Raw genomic sequence first — 21,241 nt, forward strand, 5'->3', positions numbered from 1 at the left:
GAAAATAACTTAAACACAGTACGCTAGACTAAAAAGTAAAGTCCCCACTATTATGTTAGTGGGGACTTTTTGATTTTTTTTAAAAGTCATAAGCTCCAAACCAAAGTAATTACGGGACTATGACAAAAACTGTGTAAGTTGGTTTAGCTACTTACGAAGTTAAAGTTATACCTCGAAATTCTCTGTGTGATTTAGAAGAAATCGCACAGAGAATTTGAGGAACCCGCGGTAGGCGAATACCCGATCTGTGTGTGGACAATTTCTTACCTTTAACACACAGATTGCAAAAATGAAAAAAGAAGATCTATTAAATGATGATTTCCTCAAGCAGTTCAAGACTGCAGGGGAGCTCAATTCCTTTCTTCAACAGCTTCAGAAAAGAGCTGTCGAGAAAATGCTTGAAGGCGAGTTAGATGCCCATCTTGGTTATGAAAAGCATCAGAACTCCGATAATTCCAATTCAAGAAATGGCCATTCCAGCAAAACCATAAAGAACTCCTTTGGAGAAGCTGAAATCAAAGTCCCAAGAGACCGGGACGGCAGCTTTGAGCCTGCCCTTGTGCCCAAACGCAAAAGGATGGCAGAGGGCGTTGAAAACGTGATCATATCCATGTATGCTAAGGGAATGTCAAACCAGGACATCGAAGAGCAGATCCGGGAGCTTTATGACATCAATGTATCCACTTCCACCATCTCAAGGGTTACCAGTGCCGTAGCGGAGGATATTGTTGCATGGAGAAACAGGCCACTTGACCCTGTATACCTGATCGTTTGGATGGATGGTATATCCTTCAAAGTCAGGGAGAACTCCAAAGTAGTTAATAAGACCGTTTATATTGCAAAAAATGATGAAGTTGACCCCCTTCTGACGATTTAAATTGACCCCCAGCTGGTGATTCAAATTGACCCCCGGCTGGTGATGTAAATTGACCCCCGTCAAAAGTTATTTTTCTGGAATGGAATAAGAGGCTTTTAAGTCCTGTTAGGAGTGCAAACAATTAAGCATTCCCATGGCCAATCGCACTCTTACCATGAACAAGATCAAACAAATTTTACGAGGCCATTTTGAAGGCCATGGCTCCAAGCAGCTCAGCAAATTGACGGGAGTCTCCCGCAATACTGTCAAGTCCTATCTTAAAAGATTTCAACAAACAGGCCTTTCCTTTGAAGAGGTTAATCAGCTTTCCGATGAAGGTTTAGCTGAATTAATATTAGGTCCACCAGCCCCTGTGCAGCAAAGTGACAGGCTGGAAGTATTACTTCCTTTATTGCCTGGGATCGTTAAGAAGTTGCGAATAAAAGGCATGACACGTCAGCGTCTCTGGGAAGAATACCGACAGAAGCATCCTGACGGTTTTCAGGCCAGCCAGTTCCGCAAACATATTCGGCAATACGTGGGTAAGCAGGGGCTAACGATGCATTTTGAGCACCTAGCCGGAGATAAAGTATTCATCGACTATGCGGGTAAAAAGCTCTATGTCACTGATCCCGATACAGGGGAGCATTTTCCTGTAGAGGTATTTGTGGCTACGCTGGGCTGTACTCAATACACTTATGTGGAAGCCACTTACACCCAGAAGAAACCCGACTTCATCGGAAGCTGCACAAGGATGCTGGAGTTCTTCGGCGGGGTTCCAAGGGTAATCGTGCCTGACAACCTCCGGTCTGCAGTTACCAAAGGCAGCAAATACTCTCCAGTCCTGAACGAGACCTTTGAAACCTTTGCTGAGCATTACAACACCACTATCATTCCGGCAAGACCGCGTCAGCCAAGAGAAAAGTCTCTGGTCGAAGGTGCTGTAAGACTGGTATATCAGCGGATTTATGTAGAACTGCAAGGCAAAGTTTTTTTATCCTTAGAAAGCCTTAATGAAGCACTTGTTCCTTTGGTATCCAACTACAATGACTATGCACTCAGAGGTGAGGAAAGTCGCAGGGAACAGTTTGAGACACTTGAGCGGAACAGTCTGCTGGCACTTCCCGAACTTCCTTATCAGCTGATGAGTGTCAAAGTGTGCACTGTAATGAAAAACACCCACATCTGTCTTGGAGAGGATAAACACTACTACAGTGTCCCCCATCAGTATATGGGGAAGAAAGTCAAAGTCCTTTTCAATGATGACCGGTTAGAGGTCTTTTACAAGTATCATCCTATAGCCAAACACAAACGCGATAAAAGGAAGCATAAGTACACGACACTAAGGGATCATCTGGCCGGAAACCAGAAGTATGTATCCGATTGGAGTTATGAATTCTTTGTAAGTGAAGGCAATAAGATCAGCAAGGAGGTAGGGAAATTCCTATCCAGCCTGATGGAATCTATTCCCCATCCGGAGCAAGGTTATAGATCCTGCTCCGGAATCCTTCATCTTGCCCGTAAAGTGGGTTCACAGCGGATCACTGGAGCCTGCAAAAGAGCGTCAGAGTATGGTGTTTACACCTATCCTATGATTGAACAGATCCTTTCCAAAAATTTAGACGCAATCAGTTTTTCCGATGAACAGCTGGATGAGTCTTCCCAGATGCCCAAACACCACAACATCCGTGGCAACAGATACTTCAGTTAACAAACACCAATTCCAATGATACAAGAAACAATTGAAAAAATGAGAAAAATGAAGCTTTACGGCATGTCACGAAGCTTCAGTCATGCCACAGAATCCGGCTCTCTGTCATCCCTTACACCGGATGAACTGATTAGTCTGCTCGTGGAAAACGAATGGGATGACCGTCAAAACCGCAGGATGGATCGAAGCCTTCGTGGTGCACGTTTCCGATACAAAGCCACTGTCGAGGAACTGGATTTTCGTCCCGGGCGTGAACTGGACAAAAATCAACTATTGAGACTCGCAGACGGAGCATACATCCACAAAGGAGAAAACATTCTGATGACAGGAAGTACAGGCACAGGTAAGAGTTATCTTGCCTGTGCCTTGGGCAATCAGGCTTGTAGCAAGGGACACAAAGTCCTTTATGCGAATACGACTAAGTTGCTTACCCAACTGAAAATGGCTAAGGCTGATGGATCTTCTATCAAAGAGATGCTCAAACTCGAAAAACTTGATGTGTTGATACTCGATGACTTTGGGATACAACCCCTGGATGTTCAGAGCAGAATGTTGCTGATGGAGATTATAGAGGACCGACATGGTAAAAAGTCCACCATCATCACTTCGCAGTTACCGGTCAGTGCATGGTATGAAATAATCGGAGATCAAACTCTTGCAGATGCTATTTTGGATAGAATTGTGCACGATGCTCACCGGATAGAACTAAAGGGAGAATCCCTGAGAAGAAAACGTAATATTAATCCCGAAAAACAATAACTTTAACGCGATGTAAGTCCACTATTCCTGACCAAAAAATTACTTAACTCCGGGGGGTCACTTTGCAGCGCTGATAGGGGGTCACTTTGACCGCTATATGCAATCTATTTTCAAATGAGATGTTTAAACATGAAAATTTACTACTTGACCCTAATAACCTTAAATTATATTAAAGCTATCAACTACTTATTAAAAGTAGGTAAAACAAAAGTAAAGTATAAACACTATTATCTAATTAGTTAGTAGTAGAACCCTACAAATATTTTTCCCTTTATAAATCAAACACTTACCAATAAATAACCAGAAATTCAACAATTTAATTTCTACACTATTTGCATTTTTAAATTTCAATATAGTCCTTTGTACCATCTGCTGGATTAAGGCATCTTGATAGTCTGGAATGACTGAAAGAACCGCCACAAAATTAATCCTCGTTATAAGGCTTCGAGCCTTAACACAGAAACTAGATAAGCGTCAGAATACTTTTCCTGACAACAGATACATCAGATTCTTTACATGCAGCAAAAGCTGTATTATTTTCAAATATTATCTAGTATAAAAATGGAAACAACTAATAATTTATTACAAAGCAACATTCAAGTATCATCTACCAGAAACCCTTTTGATTCAAGGTTCAATGGTCACAAGTCATTAATGAAAGATAGTGAAGGAAACCTTTACAGAATCATTGAAGATTTAAGCCAATGGAAACCTAAAGCAGCTAATTGTGAGGAATTCCCACTTGAAATGCTTAGAAAGAGTGGAATAAAACCAGCACTTCAATCCTATTGGGATGCAGGTGATATTGAAGCTTTAATTGAGCAATATCAAAAATTCAAGTCCAATCAAGTTGATGAAACAGGTATTGAAGATATGGTTAAAGAAATTATTGAATACAAGTCAAAGCTACCTAATCCTGCTGCATTTAGATTAAGTGAATTTGGTGAAGCAGAAGCTGTAGTAGTTAACCTTCTAAAACAAGGCTTAAAGCCTACTAAAGTTCACAAGATGTTTTCAAGAGATAAAGTAGATGGTAATGGAAACCCAGTATTAGATACTAAAGGAAATCCAGAACTTGAATATGCAATTGGATTACCAAGCATCACCAGTAGAGCTAATAATTTAAAGAAAGAACAAAGCTAAATGTAACCACATTTAGATTTCATTTGTAGTTAGAAAACCCAGCTCAATATGAGTTGGGTTTTCTTTTACTTTTAAATTACCTTTGCACCATCAGAAAAGCATAGAAATTTTCAACTTTTACCCCTGTATGGGTGGATATATGAAGATTTATTACACTTTCCGTCATACCAGTACAAAAATTAATCACACAAACGGCTGAAAAACAGTCACTTAACTATATTTCATGATTTCAGTAGATAACCTCTCCCTAAAGTTTGGGAAAAGAACACTCTTTGAAGACGTAAACCTAAAATTCACTCCAGGAAACTGTTACGGCGTAATCGGTGCCAATGGTGCTGGGAAGTCCACTTTCCTAAAAATTCTCTCAGGTGAAATTGACAGCACCACAGGAATTGTCAATGTGACTCCTGGCCAAAGAATGGCAGTTTTGAAGCAAAATCACTTTGAGTTTGATGAAGTAGAAGTGTTGAAAGCTGTCATCATGGGTCATAAAAAATTATATAAAATCATGTCTGAAAAAGATGCGATTTATATGAAGGAAGATTTCACAGAAGAAGACGGTATCCGTGCTTCGGAATTGGAAGCTGAATTTGCGGAAATGGACGGGTGGAATGCAGAATCTGATGCAGCATCTATGCTCTCAGGTCTTGGGATTTCTGAAGACATGCACTACATGCAAATGAAGGAATTGGCCGGTAACCAAAAGGTAAGAGTTTTACTAGCGCAGGCTCTATTTGGAAATCCAGATATCCTGATTCTCGATGAACCTACCAATGACCTAGATGCTGAAACCATCAATTGGTTGGAAGACTTCTTGGTCAATTTCAAAAACTTAGTCATCGTAGTATCTCACGATAGACACTTCTTGGATGCGGTATCTACACACATTGTAGACATTGACTTCAGTAAGATCAAAATTTACTCAGGAAACTACACCTTCTGGTACGAATCTTCACAACTTGCTGCCAAGCAGAAGTCCGATCAGAACAAGAAAACTGAAGAGAAAAGAAAAGAATTGCAGGAATTCATCATGCGATTCTCTGCCAACGTTGCTAAGTCAAAACAAGCGACAGCAAGAAAGAAAATGTTGGAAAAACTCAATGTGGATGACATTCAGCCATCTACAAGAAAGTATCCTGGCATTATCTTCAAACCTGAAAGAGAAGCGGGAGATCAAGTTTTCATGACTGAAAGCTTAGAGTTGAAGGATGAAAATGCGATCTATTTTACTGATGTCAACCTGATGGTGGACAAAGGGGATAAAATAGCTTTCATATCCAAAACCAAGCAGGCTGTCACCAAATTTTTCCAAACCATCATGGAAGAAATCCCTACTCAAAAAGGAACTTTCAAATGGGGTGTGACCATCAACAAAGCCTATTTGCCAAATGACAACTCCAAATTCTTCCAATCAGAATTGAGTTTGATCGATTGGTTGAGACAATATTCAGCAAATCAGGAAGAAGCGCATGTGAGAACATTCTTAGGAAGAATGCTATTCACAGGTGAAGAGTCATTGAAAAAATGTTCGGTTCTTTCCGGAGGGGAAAAAGTACGTTGCATGGTTTCCAAGATGATGCTCCAAAACCCAAACCTTTTGGTCATGGACGAACCAACCAACCACTTGGACTTGGAATCTATCACAGCCTTTAACAACGCCATCATTGATTTCAATGGAACTGTATTGATGACATCCTATGATCATGCCTTCGTACAATCATCAGCCAACAGAATCATCGAATTCACTCCTAAAGGTACCATCGACAGAAGAATGCCATTTGATGATTACCTAGAAAGTGCAGAAGTGAAAGCTTTGAGAGCAGAGATGTACTCTTAGGATTTAGGATTTCAAATTGCAGATTTAAGATTTAAAAATTGATGGTAATAGCTATTCCAGTTATCTTGGTACTTTGTACTTCTTACTTGGTACAAACAAATCTAAAATCTACCTTCTAATATCTAAAATCCCTCTTGCTTCTCACAGCTATCATCATATACATCATCATCACCATAGCGGTGGGTGCTTGGTCCTCGAAACTGGTCAAAAATTCCAATGACTTTGTTTTGGCGGGCAGGCAGCTGCCGCTTTTTTTGTCTGCCTCTGCCCTATTTGCTACCTGGTTTGGTTCGGAAACGATCTTTGGAGCTTCGTCAGAATACTTAGATTCTGGACTTCAAGGCGTTATTGAAGATCCATTTGGAGGTGCACTTTGCTTGGTACTTTTTGGGATGTTTTATCTCAGGCCGATGTACAAAATGAATGTGTTGACCATCGGGGATGTTTACAAGCGAATCTTTGGAAAGAAAGTCGAATTCTTCGCTTCAGTATTTATGATTCCAGCCTATTTTGGCTATGTAGCAGCGCAGCTTGTCGCCTTGGCACTTATCTTTAATAGCATTGCAGATATTTCTATCGCCAATGCCATTGTGGTTAGTGCTGGTATTGTTGTTTTTTATACTTTCCTAGGTGGAATGTGGGCCATTTCAATCACTGACTTTATCCAAACCACGCTGATTGTCGTGGGATTGATTTGGGTTGCCGTGTTGGTCTCTCAGCGAGCAGGTGGTGTAATGCCTATTTTGGAATCAGCACCAGAAGGGAGTTTCCAGTTTTTCCCTGAACTGAAGCCTACTGCTTGGATCAATTATTTGGGAGCTTGGATGATTATTGGATTGGGAAGTATCCCAAGTCAAGACATTTACCAACGCGTAATGTCAGCCAAATCAGAAAAAGTCGCCATCCGATCTACCTATTTGGCGGGAGGGTTTTATGTCACAATTGGGTTACTTCCGCTATTTATCGCATTGGGAGCTAAGTTTCTTTATCCTGAAATTTATCTCGAAAACAAACAATTACTTCTTCCAGAAATGGTTCTTCGTCACAGCGGCATTCATGTTCAGATCCTGTTTTTTGGAGCACTGATTTCTGCCATTATGAGTACTACCAGTTCAGGTTTACTCGCTCCTTCAGCAATTATTTCTGAGAACTTGATTCGTCCCTATTTTGGAGCAAAACTTCAGGACAAACACTTTCTTTGGTTATTGAGATTCAATATCATTTTCGTGGCCATCATCGCCACGATTATGGCACAATGGAAAACAAATATTTATGAACTTGTAGCGGAAGCATCTATCTTAATGTTGGTAAGTTTATTCGTACCTTTGACCGCTGGATTGTATTGGAAAAAAGCCTCAGAAATGGGTGCTCTGATGGCCATTATCTTTGGAATGATTGCCTACTTGGCTTATATCAATATTGAAATGCCCATCTATCCACACGTTCCTGCTTTAGTAGTAAGTGCTTTATCCATGATATCGGGAACGTATATTTTCCCTAAAAAACAAAAAATCAATGCTTGATTATCCTAAAATCATATTAGCTAAAAATAAAGAAATTTCCATTCTCAGAAAACATCATTGGATCTTTTCAGGCGCCATCGCTACAAGAGATACTGACTTGAAAAATGGCCAATTGGTACAAATTTTCAGTGCCAAAGACATCTTTTTAGGAATAGGTCATTTTCAAAATGGCTCCATTATGGTGCGTACAATTTCTTTTGAAGAACAACCGATTGATGGTGTTTTTTGGAAAAAGAAAATCCAATCTGCTTTTGATGTCAGACAAAGCATTGGGCTTACTGACAGCGAAGAAACAAATGTATATAGATTGATCCATGGTGAAGGTGACGGACTGCCAGGATTGATCATTGATTTCTACAATGGCACCGCTGTTATTCAGGCGCATTCCATTGGCATGCATCAACATATTGAAGATATTTCTAGAGCGCTGCAGGCTGTTTATGGAAAGAAACTTACTGCTGTGTATGACAAATCCGCTGAGACCTTGCCAAAAGATATTTCTGGAATTGAAAATAAATTGATCTTTGGAACACCTCAGACCAATTTGGTAAAAGAATATGGCTGCATCTATGAAATCGACTGGGAGAAAGGTCAGAAAACAGGCTTCTTTGTAGATCAGAGAGAAAACAGACATTTATTCGGAAAATACAGTGCAGGGAAGAAAGTCTTGAACACCTTCTGTTACAGCGGTGGCTTCTCTGTTTCTGCTTTGAGAGCTGGCGCAAAAGAAGTGCATTCAATAGATATTTCAGCAAAAGCAATTGAGTTGACCGATAAAAATGTAGCGCTCAATGCTGCTGAATTTAAAGGAAAACATCAGTCTATTGTCGCAGATGTGGTGAAATATATTAAAGAAATAGAGCAGGATTATGATGTGATCGTCTTGGACCCACCAGCATTTGCCAAAAACATAAAATCGAGGCACAATGCAGTGCAGGGCTACAAGAGATTGAATGCAGAAGCATTTAAACATATCAAAAGTGGTGGAATTTTGTTTACATTTTCTTGTTCGCAGGTAGTTGATAAACAACTTTTTGCAAACACAATCACCGCTGCCGCCCTAGAAAGTGGTAGAAATATCAGAATCCTTCACTATCTTTCCCAACCATCCGACCACCCGATCAATATCTTCCATCAAGAAACGGAGTACTTGAAGGGATTGGTGGTGTACGTTGAATGAGATATGAGACATAAGACGTGAGATATGAGACTAACATTCGGAGTTTTGAAAACCCAAAGGTTTAAAATCGAATTAATCCGATATCATGCGTTAGCCAACTTTAAAACTTTCTAACATTACAACTTTACAACAATTTACCAATATTGTAATCTTCCAATCCGCCACGGCGGACAAGTTGATAATCTAAAATCTAAAATCATAAATCTAAAATTATAATGTACACAGGACTACAACACGCGCATTCGGGACTTGCTTACTTGGTATTGGCAGCTTTGGCTATTATCATGATCATTGCTCTTATTGGAGCATTGAGTGGAAAAGTATTCACAGAAAAACACAGAAAAATTGCTTTGATTGGTTTTATCCTTTCACACGTTCAACTTTTGGTGGGCTTGATTCTTTATTTCGTCAGTCCAATTGGTTTCTCCTTATTGACAGGTGGTGGAGCAATGGGAGATAGAGTTGCAAGGTTGACGGCATTGGAACACCCAGTGATCAACATCATAGCTATTGTAGTCATCACAATAGGTTATTCGAAAGCGAAGAAAATGACAGACAGCAAGGCTAGATTCAGGGCTATCTATATGGCTTATGGTATTGGTTTGGTATTGATCCTAAGCAGAATCCCTTGGTCAAGTTGGTTAGGTTAATTCTCTGAACAAAAATTAATTTAGAACACCCAAGCAGATATGTTTGGGTGTTTTTTTATTTCTGTCATTTTCAAAACATTATCCGAAAAAATCGTTAATTTGACTAGAATAAATTAAAACTATAATGAAAGCTATAGAAATAAAGTCAAAAACAAATAAGAAAGGTCACCTCAAATTAGATTTGGGTTTGAAAGAGGCTGATAAAAATGTGAAAGTTTTGATTCTAATGGAAGAAGAGTTGAATGATGAAAATGATTGGTTAAAAGTTGTCTCTAATAATCCTGCATTTGATTTTTTAAAAGAAGAAGAGGAAGATATTTATTCAATAGAAGATGGAAATGAGTTATGAATTTAAATTCAAAATAGATTATTTCATTAATAATTCTTCAATTGTTTCAAAACTTAAAATTGAGTCAAAAAAATTGTCCCTTAAATAAATCTATTTTTCTTTAAATGGTCCGAAATTCAACTTATTAAGTTGAACATTAATTGTTTGACTATTCCAATTTTCTTGAAACTCTTTGAAGTTCTCTTTTTGAATAGTTTCTTCAAATATGCCATTATTCAAATAATGAATTTCCTGACAAACTTCTGATAAATAGGTCACAATATGGGAGGAAATAAAAACTGTTTTACCTAATTCATTAAGTTTTTTCAAAATTTCTTGAATTAATAATCTTCCTTCCATATCTACTCCATTGAATGGCTCATCTAAAACATAAATTTGAAATTCATCCATTAATAAAGAAGTGAATGCTAGTTTTTTCTTCATTCCTGTTGAAAAGCTATCTATGTAGACATCTAGTGGTAATTCAAAAAGGTTTACTTCATCAAAATTTTGTCTTATTGATTTTCTTGAATTCGAAATAAATTTCAAGTATTCACGACCAGTGATTCTTTTAAAGAAAAATGGCTCAGTAGGCAAATAAGCTATTCTTCTCTTATCAAAATTTTCAGGAATTGAGATTAGCCCTTCATATTTCTCTATACCAACCAAACATTTGATAAATGTTGACTTCCCAGCACCATTTCTACCAATGATTCCGTGGATCATTCTTTCTTTGAAAGACCAAGAAATATTATTGAGAACATCTTTCTCTCCAAATTTTTTACACACATTTTTAAGAATGATCATAATGAAAAAGGTGCTTAATATTTGAAATAGCCTTATAATAAAAGATTGGAAATGTAATTAATGAAATTGGGAAGAATATAACAGAAATTGCCACTATGGTACCTTGCACGATACTAATCTCTTGAGGATAAGAAGCATATTTTGCCAAGACAACCAAACCTATGAATAGCATCCCCAATATCAAAAAAACTATAAATTCAATGTTCAATCCAAGTTTCAAAGTAATAATCAAAAACATTGGAAGCACCAATGACAATGTCAAAAATAAAGATTCCAAAACTTTCTTAAATAGAAAATCCTGAACTGATCTAACTTCAATTCTCAAATAACTTGAATCCTCTATATTTGATGAATAGAATGTCGATATCAAAGCAAACATTCCCAAAAAAGAAATAATGCTAAACTCATATAGCCAAGAATAATCAATAACTAAAACAGATAAATAAAGAGAAATCAATACCAGAATATTTTTTCTAAATCCTATCTGAAACTCAAAAGGATATTTAAAATAAGGTGTTGAGCTTTTTTTTATACTAAAAAGTTCAAATCTAAAAAATGCATATATAAATGGAATAATTAAAACAAAAAATGACTCAAGATAATATCCATGGTAAACTACCCCAATAAAAAATGGTAAACATATCAAGCCATTTTCTACCAATCTAATCTTAATATTTTTACTTGTACCATAAATCATCTCAAGAAAAGATGATTTTTCAAAATTCACTCTTGATTGTAAAGTAAAAATCAGAGATGCTAAATAAATATATTGAGGAAAATAAAATTGCGTAAAATTAGAATATGATGCAAATATGAAAAATAAGGTTGAAAAGAGAAATCCAAAAATTGGGTTAATTCCCATTTCTCTAAATTTTCTAGAAATTGAAAATAATTCAATTTTGAAATATTCAATCATTGCAATAATTAATCTAACTTCAAAAAACAAAGAACTAATATACAAAAATATTTAACCTATAGCACTTACGACCTTTATGAATTTAGTTGGATTTACTCGTTTTGCTCAAAATAAATAAAACTGATAATAAAGACTATACAAAACTAATTCATGCCTTTACACTTACTTAAATAAAGCTCTTCTTCCAACTCTAATTCCTCGTAGCTTTCTCCCGCAATTCTGCGGGACAGGTTCTGCACCTCAGCAAACCTTTGCGAGCCTACATTTTATTTCCCCCAATTCCTCTCCCCTGCCTCTATCGCAAGCTCCAAAATATTCTGACGCGGTGGCAATGGACAGGTAGCAAAAGGAGTGAAAACACAAGGTGGGTTATAAGCTTTATTGAAGTCCAAAATCACAATGCCATTTTCATCGGCCTTCTGGGTATAGAGATAACGTCCTCCCCCATATGTCTCAGCACCACTTGTGCCGTCAGCAAAGATCAAAAACAATTGATCTCCTTCTTCCAAAGCATCAATATTATATATCCTACCTTCAAACCCAAAGCTTAAATACCCTACTGATTTGGCAGCATAAGTTTGTCCCAACACATTGGAAATTGGAATCTCTTTGGCAGGTTCATAAGGGATGAATTTTGCCTCAAATCTCCATTCTTTGTCAACTGGAAATCTATCAATCCCATGAAAATCACGAATCGTTTCTGACTCAAGGTCTCTCAACCTCAACCCGATCAAGTCCGATCTTTGCAATACATTTGCTCGAAATTGATTAAAGGAAATAGTAGGTGAGAAATTCATCTCAGGATCAAAAACAAGTATTTTTTCATTAATCAATTCTTCGCCAATCTTGATATCATCGATTTCTGGATTGAAATAAACTTGCTTTCCAACTTTTTCAAAAGTCCCAAAAAATTCAGGAAACAATTCATCTTCAACTAGCAATTCCAAACCCTCTTTTGTCCCCAATCTATTGCTATCCTGCTCAAACCAATACAAGCCTATCAAGTTCAACCAGCCATTTTCTGATTTCAGTGATTCTATCCGATTATTATACCAGTTTTCAATTTCTTCTGTATGTGCCTCTTTTGAAATAGTGTAAGTCTCTTCCTTTTCTAACTGACAAGAAGAAAAAAGTAACAACAGAATCAACATGCTGAATAATAAATGCTTCATAGGGAATAGAGCGTTTGTAAAGAGTGAAGATACTATTTTGAACACAGCATTTTACCACAAGGAACACTAAGTTTTCTCAAAAAACACAAAAAAACAGATTAGAACGCTTTAATCACGCATAATAAAAAAACAATGCTTTTTTCGATTATCCTTGGTTCATTTCACTTCTGATATATTCCTCAAAATTCCGAATTTTCGTATCATCAAGCATCCCTTTAGAAATCTTAAATTGATCATTTTCTGATTTGATAATCAAAGTGTTTTCTACTTTTTCCAATGACTTGATATCAGCTATTTTTATTTGCTTTTTTTTAATAATACCTGCTTTAAAGATTATACCGTTTTTAACTTCTATATATGGATTATTGTAAGTGTACATTAAATACATACAACAGAAAAAACCTAAAGAGAAATATGCAATTGCAAACCCATCAATGGTGCTATAATATCCTTTTAAAACACCTAATAACATATATATCCCTGTTAAAATAAACATAAGGGTATGTGAATGCTTGTCATAAATTTTCATAGGTCATATTTATTTGGACTGAAAAGTATCATAAACTAATCCTCTAATATATAGGAAATCTTTTATTAATAAAGATTTAAAAACAGAATGCTAAAAATACTGATTGAACTGATGATGGGAGATATTTTTGTGTCCTCTGTGTTCATCCGTGTTCATCCATGGTAAACTAAAAAAAAGGCTGACCACCGGCCAGCCTCTTTAATCCTTTTATTAACCATTAATTCAATATTTATTACAAGCCAAAAAGCCTTGGCAACCAAAGTGTCAAGCCTGGCCATAGCGTAATGACAATCAAACCAAATATCATCGCAACAAAGAATGGAATCAGAGGTTTGACGACTTTCTCTATACTCGTCTGCGCCACTCCAACTCCAATAAACAGAACCGAACCAACTGGTGGTGTACAAAGTCCAATACAAAGATTCAAGATCATGATAATTCCAAAATGAACAGGGTCAATACCCAATGCGGTTACAATCGGTAGGAATATCGGCGTGAAAATCAAAACCGCAGGCGTCATATCCATGAAAATCCCGACAAACAACAGGAGAATATTGATCAGCAATAAAATAACAAAAATGTTGTCACTGATAGACAACAGGGACTCTGAAATAGATTGTGGAATATCCTCACTTGACATCACCCATGACATACTCATGGAAGTAGCGATCAAAAGCATAACCACAGCTGTGGTTTCTGACGATTTAAGCAAAATGGAAGGAAGCTCTTTCCACTTTAACTCTCTATAGAAAAACGATAAAGCAAGCGTATAAATTACAGCTATCGCAGAAGCTTCTGTTGCAGTGAAAATCCCGCCAACAATACCACCCATCACTACTACGAGCAACATTAAGCTTGGAAATGCTCTAAAAAACTTGCTTGTCAATTCCTTCATGCTTGTTGCAGTACCACCTGGAAGGTTTTTCCTTTTCACAAAAATTGCTGCAGTTAACATCAACAGCAATCCAATAAATATCCCTGGCACGTACCCTGCCACAAATAAGGCAGCTATAGAAACTCCACCTGAAGCCAAGGAATAGACGATCAAAATATTGGATGGAGGAATAATTAATCCGGTCGTTGAAGAAGTGATGTTTACAGCAGCTCCAAGTTCTTTTGGATAGCCTTCATTCTCCATTCTTTTTCCCAAAATCCCACCTATAGCTGAAGCAGCAGCAGCGGCAGAACCAGCTATAGCTCCAAAAAGCATGGCGGCAATTACGTTGACATATAATAATCCACCTGGTAATCTCCCTGTGATGGCTTTTGCCAATTCTATCAAGCGATTGGCAATCCCTCCTCGATTCATGATTTCTCCTGCTAAGACAAAAAAGGGTATCGCCAATAGCGAAAAACTATCCAAGCCTGTTCCCATTCGCTGTGCAATCGTCGTGGCAGATGGGCCAGCGGCAACAGAAACCATCAAGGTAATCAAACTTGATAAACCTAAACTCCAAGCGACGGGCATTCCAATCGCCATCAATGTCACAAAAGTCAATACGAGTATGATAATGCTGATATACTCCATTTTAGTCGTGGTTTTGGGTTTTGATCAAATGAAAAATTCCTGCTATTTGGTAATACAAAACCAATAATCCGCTTGCTGGAATAATGCTGTAGATGTAAGCTAGAGGGATTTGTAAAGTGGCTGATTTCTGGCCAAGCAAATAAGTAATATAAACCAGATTACTCCCTCCCAAGATCATCGCCGCAATTGCAAAAACCATAATCAATACATTGATCAGGATTTGGAGCTTCATTTTGGCTTTACCTTCCAATTTTCTCAAAACAATATCAATGGCTAAATGCTGATTTTTTCCCGCTACATAAGCCGCTCCCAACATTCCCAACCAAATCAACATATATCGAGATAACTCATCTGTAAAGGAAGATGGATTTTGAAAAATATACCTAGACAGCACCTGCCAAGTCACATTCAAAACCATAGAGCCCATCAAAAAGATCAAGAGCCAGCCTATAATTTTATCTAAATTTTCTTTGAATTCTATACTGAACATTTTCAAATAGGTCTGTGGGTTTAAAAGATTAATTAAGGTTGCTTTCTGATTTGATCGATTACCGCATACAATTCAGGTTGAGCGACTTTCAATTCTTCGTACATACTTTCTACAGATGCTCTGAAGCCATCTTGTTCTGGATAGACTATCGTAACCCCTGCTTTTTCCATTTCCATTAAGGATTCTTCCACTGCTTCTGCCCAAATTTTATATTGATATACTGCAGACTCATCTGAAGCCTCTTGGAGCCATTGTTTTTCTTGATCTGAAAGTAATTTCCAAACCTTCGTACTGATGATCATGATATCTGGAACGGCTGTATGCTCGTTGATAGAATAAAATTTACAGACTTCATAATGTCTAGAAGTGTATAAACTTGGAGGATTATTCTCTGCACCATCCACAATTCCTTGTTGAAGTGCTGTATAAAGTTCACCGTAAGAAACGGGGGTAGGAGAACCACCAAAACTTTTCACCATATTGATGGCCGTATTGCTTTCCATTACTCTGATCTTGAGGCTTTGCAGATCTGCTGGGGATTCTACAGGTTTAGTTTTGGTATAAAAACTCCTTTTTCCAGCATCATAATAGCATAATCCTCTCAACCAAAACTCTTCCCCATCCAATAAAAGTTGTTTTCCAATCGGACCTTTGAGAACATTATCACGGTGTTCATCATCTCTAAAAAGGTAAGGCATACTAAATACTTGAAGTTTGGGAGCAAAACTTTCCATAACTGCAGATGACACTTTGGTCATACCTAGGCTCCCGATTTGTAGCAGTTCGACTAATTCTCTTTCAGAACCCAATTGCTGATTGGGATAAATTTTGATGATCATCTCACCGCCTGATTTCTCCTTTACCCGCTCCGCTAAAAAAACCATGGCTTCATGAACGGGATGTGTCACACCGAGCCCATGACCCAATTTGATCACGCGAACCCCTCCAGGACCTTTGCAAGCTGTAAGGAAAATCAATGAAATAGCAATGATATAGCAAATTCTCAATTTCATTTGAATGTTATTTTTGGGTTGACGGCCTTAAGACCTAATCGACTTTATCAATGTAAGTGTAGCACTTATTTTTTCTTGAAGTATCTCGTACTGTCCCGACTCGATGACTTTTTTAAAAAAAAGCTGAGATCCCATACCCACGCAATGTACGCCAGATCCAAACCATTCTGAAAGGTTTGTACGCGTAGGTTCTACACCACCTGTTGGCATCATTTTCATATCAGGCATTATGGATTTTACCGCTTTGATAAAACCAGCTCCAAGAAGATTCCCTGGAAATGCTTTTACCAATTGTGCTCCAAGAGTTTTAGCTTGGAAAACCTCTGTAACAGTAGCACAACCAGGTACCCAAAGCATGCCTTTCATAGTACAAAAATTTGCGACTTCTGGAATCAATGCAGGAGAAACTATAAAATCAGCCCCTGCAAATATGAATCTTTGAGCATCCGCTGCGGTAAAAATTGTCCCAATTCCTAAATACATTCCTTCAAACTCTTCACTATAAATTTTCAGAGCTTTAAATATTTCAAAAGCATTTTCTTCTCTATTGGTAAATTCAAAAACTCTCACACCAGCTTTATAGGCCGCTGCTAATACTGACTTGGAAACTTCAATATCCTTGTGATTAAAAACTGGGATCATTCCCGAATCAGTCATGGCTTGAAGGATGGTGTTGTGTTGGTTCATAGGTTTTGGGGGTTGAGAAATTTCAAAATTGAAAGATTGAAAGATTTTAAAATTGTTGTTAGTTTGAAAATTATTTTGAATAGCTTGGTCGTGGCGGATTGGAAAGTTTTAAAGTTGGAATGTTAGGGAGACATGATGATATATTTCTCTAGCTTCTCACATCTCGTTTCTCACTTCTCGTTTCTTGGTTCATTCTTCTTGGTTCTTTGTTCTTTGTTCTTAAGTCTTACGTCTTATATCTCATATCTTACCTCAGCAGTTTCCCCACATTTTCTCCTTTCACAAGAGAATTGACTTCGGCTAGGCTTACAAGATTGGCATCTCCAGGGATGCTGTGTTTCAGGACTGAGGCAGCAACTCCGAATTCTAAAGCTTCTTGATCTAAAAGATGGAGCAATCCATAGATCAAACCCGCCATGTATGCATCACCTCCTCCTACTCTATCTACAATATGCGTCATATTGTACTTTTTAGAAGTAAGTAGATTTTTCCCATTCCAAAGGATTGCACTGAGTCCATTTTCAGAAGCAGAAATAGAATCCCTTTCTGTAGTTGTAATATATTTGATTTGAGGATAGTCTTTTTTGGCTTGGATACATGCCTCTTCATAATCCTCAGCTGTGATGTCCATACAATTTTCGAAGTCAGCCATTCCCGCTACAATGACTTGTGTATAGCGAATCAATTCAGGCATAACTTCCAATGGCCGCTTTCCATATTGCCAAAGATTTCTTCTATAATTGATATCACCACTGATCATAAGTCCTTTTGTGGATGCAGCTTTCAATGCTGCTAAAGTCATATCTGCGGCTCTTTGGGAAAGTGCTGGTGTGATGCCCGTCCAATGAAACCAATCCGCTCCATCAAACACTAAATCCCAATCTACTTCAGCCCCATCGAAGTTTGCAAAAGCTGAATCAAACCGATCATAAATAATTTTTGAGGCCCTTTGCATGGCTCCATTCTCTAGAAAATAAAGCCCCATTCTTCCTTCGGAAGTAAAAATATAATCTATTCCAACTCCCATCTGCCTCAAGTAATTTGTTGCAACTTGTCCCAAATCATGATCCGGAAAAGCTGTCACATGGTAGGATTTCACTCCCCATTGTGCGAGAGAAATAGATACATTAGCTTCTGCCCCGCCATAGACAATATTGAATTGATCGGCTTGTAAAAAACGCTCATTACCAGGAGTACTGAGACGCATCATCACTTCACCTAGAGTTATTACCTTTTTAGTCATAGGTTGATCTTTATTCTAATCGGTAAATTAATGTCTTATATTTTTATTTTTGAATTTCTTTTGCCTAAATTGTGCAATCGATTGCGCAATATAAACAAAAAATTCAATGAACCATAAGTTTTTACAAATTCATCCACAGGACAATGTACTCGTCGCTTTGACAGATTTAAGTGCAGGTGAAGTGATAGAATTCGAAGGAAAAAAGATAACCTTAAAAGACACTGTACCTGCCAAACATAAATTTGCATTGACGGAAATTAAACAAGGCAGTTTTGTATATATGTATGGTTCAGTGGTGGGAAAATCTGTATCAACAATAATAAGCGGCGCTGTGCTTACAACTGCCAATGTAAAGCATGAAGCCAATTCTTTCAGTGAAAAGACAGAAACTACAGGATGGACTCTACCTGACTTTAGTAAGTTTGAGGGAAGAACTTTTAAAGGTTATCACCGCTCGGATGGACAAGTGGGAACTGCTAATTATTGGATTGTAATTCCATTGGTTTTTTGTGAAAATAGAAATGTAGAAGTTATCAAGCAGGCCTTCGTTGATGAGCTCGGTTTTGGGAAACCAAATAGGTTCAAAAGCCTTGTGCAACAAATGGCTGATTTGTACAAAACAGGAAAAAAAGAGCAGATCGAAACGCTACAAGTTGAGGAATTTGTAGAAGTTAGTGCTTCTAAAATTTTCAAAAACATAGATGGTATCAAATTTCTAACCCACCAAGGAGGCTGTGGGGGAATTCGTCAGGATTCAGATATGCTTTGTGCTTTGTTGGCTGGATATATCAATAATCCAAACGTGGCTGGTGCGACAGTTTTGAGTTTGGGTTGTCAAAATGCCCAACCTGCAATCTTAAAAGAAAAACTGGATGCGATCAATCCCAATTTAGATAAGCCAATAATACTCCTTGAGCAACAAAAAGAAGGGACAGAAAGCAACTTGCTCTCACAAGCGATTAAGCAAACTTTCCTGGCTATGGCTGAAGCCGATCAACAAGAAAGACAGGATGCTCCCTTGAGCAAGTTGACGATTGGTTTGGAATGTGGTGGATCCGATGGTTTCTCTGGTATTTCAGCAAATCCAGCGGTTGGTCATGTTTCTGATCTGATTGTTGCCTTGGGTGGAAAATCAATCTTGTCCGAATTTCCAGAACTTTGTGGCGTTGAACAGGAATTGATCAATAGATGTGTTGATTATACCATTGCGAAGAAATTCAGCAAATTGATGGTAGATTATGCTGCATCTGCTGAAGCTGTAGGATCAGGTTTCGATATGAATCCTTCCCCGGGAAACATTAAAGATGGCTTAATCACGGATGCGATGAAGTCCTCTGGCGCTGCAAAAAAAGGAGGAACTTCTCCTGTGGTAGATGTCTTGGATTACGCGGAGTATGCAACCAAACCCGGCCTCAATCTCCTTTGTACGCCTGGAAATGATGTAGAAAGCACTACAGCAATGGCTGGTTCAGGTGCTAATATCATTTTGTTCACAACAGGACTAGGCACTCCAACAGGCAATCCAGTAACTCCAGTTATCAAAATATCTTCCAATACAAAATTGGCAGAAAGAATGCCTGATATCATTGATGTTAACACAGGTGGTGTAATCTCGGGCGAAAAAACCATTCCTCAAATGGGCGAAGAGATGCTCGAACACATCATTAAAGTTGCCAGCGGAGAGATCAAATCCAAAGCCCAACTCCTCGATCAGGACGATTTTATTCCGTGGAAGAGAGGGGTTTCACTGTAAGGATGAAGGAAAAAGTCAAAAGAATGAAGAAAAAAAGCGAGTATTAAAATATGAAATAGCTATCATGCCTAAATTTAGGTTACAGAAAAAGCTTGCCTAGCTAAAGAAGATAAAACCTTGAATTTTACCGGTAAAATCAAAAGTTTCCGCTAAAAATCATAAATTTGAATTAACCAAATGAACAGAGGAAATGGGAACAGTTGAGCTTAAATCTGATTTGCATAAAATTCTTGATAGAATTGATAACGAACAACTTCTAAAAACAATCTATGACTTTCTTAAACAAAGAGAAAATGCAAAAGATGGTCAAATTTGGGAGAGTCTGTCTGCTGAACAAAAAGAAGAAGTGCTTTTATCATACGAGGAATCACAGGACGATAAAAATTTAATCAACTGGGAAAGTATTAAGAAAAAATATTGATGCAAATATTTGTTACTCCGAGAGCCGAAAAAAATTTCGACACTATTGTAGCGTATATAAACGAGAATTTTGGAGAAAAAACCACCAAATTATTTATTAAAAAAGTAGACGAAATTTTTACACTTCTTAGTAGCTACCCACAAATGGGCCAAACTGAGCATAACGATATTAAAGGTTTTCAACTTTCACCTCAAACTAAACTTCTCTATAGAATCAGAAACAACAAAATAATTATTCTATCATTTTTTGACGTTAGACAAAACCCGAAAAAGAAATATAAATAATAACTTGTCTTTTTCATTCCCTTCTAAACACTCTCTACCACTAACATTTTTCCTTTGGAGGCTTGAAAGCGGATGTTTTTGGCTGTGGTGTATTGCTCGGAATTGTACCATTCTTTGGCTCTTTCGACAGAAGGAAATTCTAAAACAACCAAGCGCTGAGGATTCCAATCACCTTCGAGGGATTCCGTCTGTGCTCCTCTGACAACAAACTTTCCACCAAATGCCTCAACAGCTGGTAAACTCAGTTTTTTATAATCTTCGTACAATTCAGGATTATGGATTTCTACTTCAACTAGAACAAGTGCTGGCATGGTTGATTTATATTTTAGATTGTTGATTTTAGATTTATAATTGGTTAATTAGAAATTAGATTTAAAAAAAATGTGGCTTAAAGAGAAAAAGCCAGTTTCC

General features: G+C 37.6%; 21 protein-coding genes and 1 pseudogene. 12 read left to right on the top strand and 10 right to left on the bottom strand.

What is annotated here, in order from left to right; translation table 11 throughout:
* Window positions 1-289 precede the first annotated feature (289 nt).
* The 9 genes and pseudogenes from BELBA_RS14980 to BELBA_RS15020 all read left to right on the top strand — a co-directional run.
* Window positions 290-841: pseudogene (locus tag BELBA_RS14980) on the top strand (IS256 family transposase); the annotation flags it as partial.
* A gap of 169 nt (window positions 842-1,010) precedes the next feature.
* On the top strand, window positions 1,011-2,567 hold the full coding sequence (gene istA / locus BELBA_RS14985; RefSeq protein ID WP_014773531.1) for an IS21 family transposase: 1,557 nt from the start codon (window positions 1,011-1,013) through the stop codon (window positions 2,565-2,567).
* Between the two features lie 15 nt (window positions 2,568-2,582).
* Window positions 2,583-3,326, top strand: a complete 744-nt coding sequence (istB, locus tag BELBA_RS14990; protein ID WP_014770947.1) for an IS21-like element helper ATPase IstB — start codon at window positions 2,583-2,585, stop codon at window positions 3,324-3,326.
* Window positions 3,327-3,887: 561 nt separating this feature from the next.
* Window positions 3,888-4,469 carry a hypothetical protein gene (locus BELBA_RS14995; protein WP_014773532.1) on the top strand — a complete coding sequence of 194 codons (582 nt, stop codon included), beginning with the start codon at window positions 3,888-3,890 and terminating at the stop codon, window positions 4,467-4,469.
* A gap of 223 nt (window positions 4,470-4,692) precedes the next feature.
* Window positions 4,693-6,306, top strand: coding sequence for an ABC-F family ATP-binding cassette domain-containing protein (locus tag BELBA_RS15000; RefSeq protein ID WP_014773533.1), 1,614 nt, complete (start codon window positions 4,693-4,695; stop codon window positions 6,304-6,306).
* Window positions 6,307-6,440: 134 nt separating this feature from the next.
* Window positions 6,441-7,829, top strand: coding sequence for a high affinity choline transporter 1 (locus BELBA_RS15005; RefSeq protein WP_014773534.1), 1,389 nt, complete (start codon window positions 6,441-6,443; stop codon window positions 7,827-7,829).
* Entirely contained in the window at window positions 7,822-9,009 is a 1,188-nt protein-coding gene (locus tag BELBA_RS15010; protein ID WP_014773535.1) for a class I SAM-dependent rRNA methyltransferase, read from the top strand. The genes BELBA_RS15005 and BELBA_RS15010 overlap by 8 nt, the downstream gene beginning before the upstream one ends.
* 215 nt (window positions 9,010-9,224) lie before the next feature.
* The gene (locus tag BELBA_RS15015; protein ID WP_014773536.1) at window positions 9,225-9,659 is read left to right on the top strand and encodes a hypothetical protein; all 435 of its coding nucleotides are present in this window, start codon (window positions 9,225-9,227) and stop codon (window positions 9,657-9,659) included.
* A gap of 124 nt (window positions 9,660-9,783) precedes the next feature.
* Entirely contained in the window at window positions 9,784-10,008 is a 225-nt protein-coding gene (locus tag BELBA_RS15020) for a hypothetical protein (RefSeq protein ID WP_014773537.1), read from the top strand.
* 90 nt (window positions 10,009-10,098) lie between these two features.
* On the opposite strand, the gene BELBA_RS15025 is transcribed toward BELBA_RS15020, so the two are convergent.
* The 9 genes from BELBA_RS15025 to BELBA_RS15065 form a co-directional block, all read right to left on the bottom strand.
* A complete protein-coding gene (locus BELBA_RS15025; RefSeq protein ID WP_014773538.1) occupies window positions 10,099-10,794 on the bottom strand; it encodes an ATP-binding cassette domain-containing protein in 696 nt (231 codons plus the stop codon).
* Window positions 10,781-11,521: a hypothetical protein gene (locus BELBA_RS15030; RefSeq protein ID WP_169315109.1), complete on the bottom strand. Its 741-nt coding sequence runs from the start codon at window positions 11,519-11,521 to the stop codon at window positions 10,781-10,783. The genes BELBA_RS15025 and BELBA_RS15030 overlap by 14 nt, the downstream gene beginning before the upstream one ends.
* 455 nt (window positions 11,522-11,976) lie before the next feature.
* The gene (locus tag BELBA_RS15035) at window positions 11,977-12,882 is read right to left on the bottom strand and encodes a DUF1684 domain-containing protein (RefSeq protein ID WP_041779403.1); all 906 of its coding nucleotides are present in this window, start codon (window positions 12,880-12,882) and stop codon (window positions 11,977-11,979) included.
* A 145-nt stretch (window positions 12,883-13,027) separates the two neighbouring features.
* Complete coding sequence (locus BELBA_RS15040; protein WP_014773541.1) at window positions 13,028-13,411, bottom strand: hypothetical protein; 384 nt, start codon at window positions 13,409-13,411, stop codon at window positions 13,028-13,030.
* A 232-nt stretch (window positions 13,412-13,643) separates the two neighbouring features.
* Entirely contained in the window at window positions 13,644-14,939 is a 1,296-nt protein-coding gene (locus BELBA_RS15045; RefSeq protein ID WP_014773542.1) for a TRAP transporter large permease, read from the bottom strand.
* Window position 14,940: 1 nt separating this feature from the next.
* Complete coding sequence (locus tag BELBA_RS15050; RefSeq protein WP_014773543.1) at window positions 14,941-15,429, bottom strand: TRAP transporter small permease; 489 nt, start codon at window positions 15,427-15,429, stop codon at window positions 14,941-14,943.
* A gap of 32 nt (window positions 15,430-15,461) precedes the next feature.
* Window positions 15,462-16,442, bottom strand: coding sequence for a TRAP transporter substrate-binding protein (locus BELBA_RS15055; protein ID WP_014773544.1), 981 nt, complete (start codon window positions 16,440-16,442; stop codon window positions 15,462-15,464).
* Window positions 16,443-16,469: 27 nt separating this feature from the next.
* Complete coding sequence (locus BELBA_RS15060; RefSeq protein ID WP_014773545.1) at window positions 16,470-17,129, bottom strand: beta/alpha barrel domain-containing protein; 660 nt, start codon at window positions 17,127-17,129, stop codon at window positions 16,470-16,472.
* Window positions 17,130-17,376: 247 nt separating this feature from the next.
* Window positions 17,377-18,372, bottom strand: a complete 996-nt coding sequence (locus tag BELBA_RS15065) for a sugar kinase (RefSeq protein WP_014773546.1) — start codon at window positions 18,370-18,372, stop codon at window positions 17,377-17,379.
* A 106-nt stretch (window positions 18,373-18,478) separates the two neighbouring features.
* On the opposite strand from BELBA_RS15065, the gene BELBA_RS15070 reads away from it, so the two are divergent.
* The 3 genes from BELBA_RS15070 (at window position 18,479) to BELBA_RS20520 (ending at window position 20,830) form a co-directional block, all read left to right on the top strand.
* A complete protein-coding gene (locus BELBA_RS15070) occupies window positions 18,479-20,125 on the top strand; it encodes a UxaA family hydrolase (protein ID WP_014773547.1) in 1,647 nt (548 codons plus the stop codon).
* Between the two features lie 190 nt (window positions 20,126-20,315).
* Window positions 20,316-20,546 carry a hypothetical protein gene (locus tag BELBA_RS15075; RefSeq protein WP_014773548.1) on the top strand — a complete coding sequence of 77 codons (231 nt, stop codon included), beginning with the start codon at window positions 20,316-20,318 and terminating at the stop codon, window positions 20,544-20,546.
* Complete coding sequence (locus tag BELBA_RS20520) at window positions 20,546-20,830, top strand: type II toxin-antitoxin system RelE/ParE family toxin (protein WP_014773549.1); 285 nt, start codon at window positions 20,546-20,548, stop codon at window positions 20,828-20,830. Before BELBA_RS15075 ends, BELBA_RS20520 begins: the two co-directional genes overlap by 1 nt.
* 23 nt (window positions 20,831-20,853) lie before the next feature.
* On the opposite strand, the gene BELBA_RS15085 is transcribed toward BELBA_RS20520, so the two are convergent.
* Complete coding sequence (locus tag BELBA_RS15085) at window positions 20,854-21,141, bottom strand: DUF1330 domain-containing protein (RefSeq protein ID WP_014773550.1); 288 nt, start codon at window positions 21,139-21,141, stop codon at window positions 20,854-20,856.
* Window positions 21,142-21,241 lie beyond the last annotated feature (100 nt).

The organism is Belliella baltica DSM 15883 (assembly GCF_000265405.1).
Lineage (GTDB): Bacteria > Bacteroidota > Bacteroidia > Cytophagales > Cyclobacteriaceae > Belliella > Belliella baltica.